Genomic DNA, 3,719 nt, shown 5'->3' with positions numbered 1-3,719 from the left:
GAAGTTTATTAACGGGGGATGGGGCGATGAAAAAAGTAATGGTTGTTGGCGCTGGTCAAATGGGATCAGGCATTGCCCAAGTGTGCGCCACAGCAGGATATGACGTTATTTTAAACGATGTTAATGAAGAGCGCGTACAATGGGGGTTTAACAATATCGCAAAAAGTATAAACAAATTCGTCGAAAAAGGAGCGCTAAGCGAACAACAGCGTGATGAAGCGATGAGCCGCATTCGCACATCGACCGATTTGCGTGATGGAAGCGACGTCGATGTCGTCATTGAAGCAGTCGTTGAACATATGGATGTGAAAACAGCACTGTTTGCCCAGCTAGATGAAATCACACCTCCGCATGCCATTTTAGCAACAAATACGTCCTCACTACCAATTACAGAAATCGCTGCAGCTACGAAACGACCAGAAAAAGTGATTGGCATGCATTTTATGAACCCAGTACCGATTATGAAACTCGTCGAAATTATTCGCGGTCTCGCAACCGCTCATGAAGTGTATGAAGCGATTGAACAAATGACAAAAACGTTAGGAAAAGTGCCAGTTGAAGTGAACGACTTCCCAGGATTTGTTTCTAACCGCGTATTAATGCCGATGATTAACGAGGCTATTTATTGTTTATACGAAGGTGTCGCGACGAAAGAAGCGATTGACGAAGTGATGAAGCTTGGAATGAATCATCCGATGGGACCTCTCACTTTAGCGGACTTTATCGGCTTAGATACGTGCTTATACATTATGGAAGTGCTTCATGATGGGCTTGGTGATGACAAATATCGCCCGTGTCCGCTTTTGCGCAAATATGTGAAAGCTGGTTGGCTTGGCAGAAAAACAGGGCGAGGATTTTATACGTACGAATAAAGGGGTTGACAGCATGAATGTACATTTTACAGAAGAACAACAAATGATGCGTCAAATGGTGCGCGAATTTGCGGCAAATGAAATTGCACCGTTCGTTGAGCGGATGGAGCGCGGCGAGTTTCCGCGCCCCATTCTCGAAAAAATGGCAGAGCTTGGTTTAATGGGCATTACTGTGCCTGAGCAATATGGCGGCGCAGGGATGGACTTTACGTCATACATTATTGCTATTCATGAAATTTCAAAAGTAAGCGCAACTGTCGGGGTCATTTTATCCGTTCATACATCCGTCGGCACAAACCCGATTTTATATTTCGGAACGGAAGAGCAGAAGCGAAAATATGTGCCAAAGCTTGCTCGGGGCGAATATTTAGGGGCGTTTTGTTTAACAGAGCCAGGATCAGGTTCCGATGCGGCAAGCTTAAAAACGACAGCTATTCGCGACGGTGACCATTACGTATTGAATGGCTCAAAAGTATTTATTACAAACGGAGGCGAAGCGGATACGTATATCGTATTTGCCCGCACAAATCTCGAAGAAAAAGGAAGTAAAGGGGTAAGCGCATTTATCGTGGAAAAGAATACCCCTGGTTTTGTGATCGGAAAAGACGAGAAAAAAATGGGGCTTCACGGGTCGCGCACCGTTCAATTATCGTTTGAAGATATGCGCGTGCCAGCAGAAAACTTGCTCGGGCAAGAAGGCGATGGCTTTAAAATTGCGATGGCTAATTTAGATAGCGGTCGCATCGGGATCGCAGCCCAATCGCTTGGTATTGCTGAAGCTGCGCTTGAACATGCGACGAACTACGCGAAAGAGCGCATCCAGTTTGGCAAGCCAATTGCAGAACAACAAGGTATTGCTTTTAAACTAGCAGATATGGCAACGAACGTCGAAGCTGCTAAATTGCTCGTTTACCGGGCAGCTTTTTTACGCGCAAACGGCATGCCGTGCGGAAAAGAAGCGTCGATGGCGAAGCTGTTTGCATCAAAAACAGCGATGGAAAACGCGATTGAAGCGGTGCAAATTTTCGGAGGAAACGGCTATACAGAAGACTATCCGGTTGAGCGGTTATTCCGCGACGCGAAAGTATGTGAAATTTACGAAGGAACGAGCGAAATTCAACGGCTCGTCATTAGTAAACATGTGTTGAGGGGGATGGGGAAATGAATTTTCAGTTAAGTGAAGAGCATGAAATGATTCGAAAAATGGTGCGCGATTTTGCGAAAAATGAAGTCGCACCGACAGCGGCCGAACGCGATGAAGAAGAGAGATTTGATCGCAGCATTTTTAATAAAATGGCGGAGCTCGGCTTAACAGGCATCCCATGGCCAGAGGAATACGGCGGCATCGGGAGCGACTATTTAGCATACGTGATTGCTGTTGAGGAACTGTCAAAAGTGTGCGCATCAACAGGAGTAACGCTTTCTGCTCACATTTCGTTAGCGAGTTGGCCTATTTATAAATTTGGGACGGAGCAGCAAAAACAAACGTATTTACGGGCGTTAGCAACGGGAGAAAAGCTCGGAGCATACGGGTTGTCTGAACCGGGAGCTGGTTCTGACGTGTCATCGATGAAAACGCGTGCCGTGCGCGATGGCGACCATTACGTATTAAACGGTTCGAAAGTATGGATTACAAACGGCGGAGAAGCGGAAATTTATATCGTTTTTGCGGTCACCGATCCAGAGAAAAAACATCGCGGCATAAGCGCATTTATCGTTGAAAAAGGAACGCCTGGATTTTCGATTGGAAAAAAAGAGAAAAAGCTCGGCATTCGTTCATCACCAACGACGGAGCTCATTTTTGAAGACTGCCGCATTCCGAAAGAAAATTTGCTCGGTGAAGAAGGAGAAGGATTTAAAATCGCTATGATGACGCTCGATGGGGGCCGAAACGGCATCGCTGCGCAGGCGGTTGGCATCGCGCAAGGCGCGTTAGATGCAGCGGTCGAATACGCAAAAGGACGCGTTCAATTCGGTAAGCCAATCGCTGAACAACAAGGCATTGCCTTCAAATTAGCGGATATGGCAACGGCCGTTGAGGCGGCGCGCTTACTAACATATCAAGCAGCATGGCTTGAATCAAACGGCTTGCCGTACGGAAAAGAATCGGCAATGGCGAAATTGTTCGCGGGCGATACGGCGATGAAAGTTACGGTCGAAGCGGTACAAATTTTCGGCGGTTACGGCTATACGAAAGACTATCGGGTTGAACGGTTTATGCGCGATGCGAAAATTACACAAATTTATGAAGGAACGCAAGAAATTCAACGCATCGTCATTTCAAGAATGTTAACGAAATAAGGTGGGATGAGATGAAAAAGCGTGAGGTACCAGCGTCCGTCAAAGACGAGCGGCTTGTGAAAAAAAGGCGCAATCAAATGATTAAAGGGGCGATTTCACTATTTAAACAAAAAGGATTTCACCAAACGACGACGCGTGAAATTGCCCGCGCTTCCGGCTTTAGCATCGGAACGTTATACGAATATATTCGCAAAAAAGAGGATGTGCTTTATTTAGTTTGTGACCGCATTTACGATGAAGTGCGCGATCGCATGGAGCAAGCTATTGATACGACACAAGGGGATTTGGATAGTTTAAAGCTAGCGATTGGCTACTATTTTCGCGTTGTTGATGAGCTGCAAGATGAAGTGCTCGTCATGTATCAAGAGGCGAAAGCGCTCGGCAAAGAATCGCTTCCGTACGTGCTGAATAAAGAATTGCAAATGGTTGCGATGTTTGAGCACATTTTGCGACGCTGTGTCGACAATGGGGTATTTTCGTTGACAGAGCAGGAAATTCAATTATTTGCACATAACATTTTCGTTCTCGGTCAAATGTGGGGGTTCC

At 46.1% G+C, this 3,719-nt stretch carries 4 protein-coding genes; all 4 read left to right on the top strand.

Annotation, left to right across the window (positions count from 1 at the left end; all coding sequences use genetic code 11):
* Positions 1-26 precede the first annotated feature (26 nt).
* Positions 27-872 (top strand): 3-hydroxybutyryl-CoA dehydrogenase, encoded by an 846-nt coding sequence (locus tag V7Z64_RS12310; RefSeq protein WP_297991291.1) that lies wholly within the window; start codon positions 27-29, stop codon positions 870-872.
* A 13-nt stretch (positions 873-885) separates the two neighbouring features.
* The gene (locus V7Z64_RS12305; RefSeq protein ID WP_297991293.1) at positions 886-2,037 is read left to right on the top strand and encodes an acyl-CoA dehydrogenase; all 1,152 of its coding nucleotides are present in this window, start codon (positions 886-888) and stop codon (positions 2,035-2,037) included.
* Positions 2,034-3,173, top strand: coding sequence for an acyl-CoA dehydrogenase (locus V7Z64_RS12300; RefSeq protein ID WP_297991294.1), 1,140 nt, complete (start codon positions 2,034-2,036; stop codon positions 3,171-3,173). The genes V7Z64_RS12305 and V7Z64_RS12300 overlap by 4 nt, the downstream gene beginning before the upstream one ends.
* Before the next feature lie 11 nt (positions 3,174-3,184).
* On the top strand, positions 3,185-3,719 hold a 535-nt coding region (locus V7Z64_RS12295), incomplete at its 3' end, for a TetR/AcrR family transcriptional regulator (RefSeq protein WP_334110579.1).

Source organism: Anoxybacillus sp., assembly GCF_036834105.1.
GTDB lineage: Bacteria > Bacillota > Bacilli > Bacillales > Anoxybacillaceae > Anoxybacillus.
The sequence above is the reverse complement of the archived record's forward strand: the minus strand, read 5'-3'. Positions and strand labels throughout refer to the sequence as shown.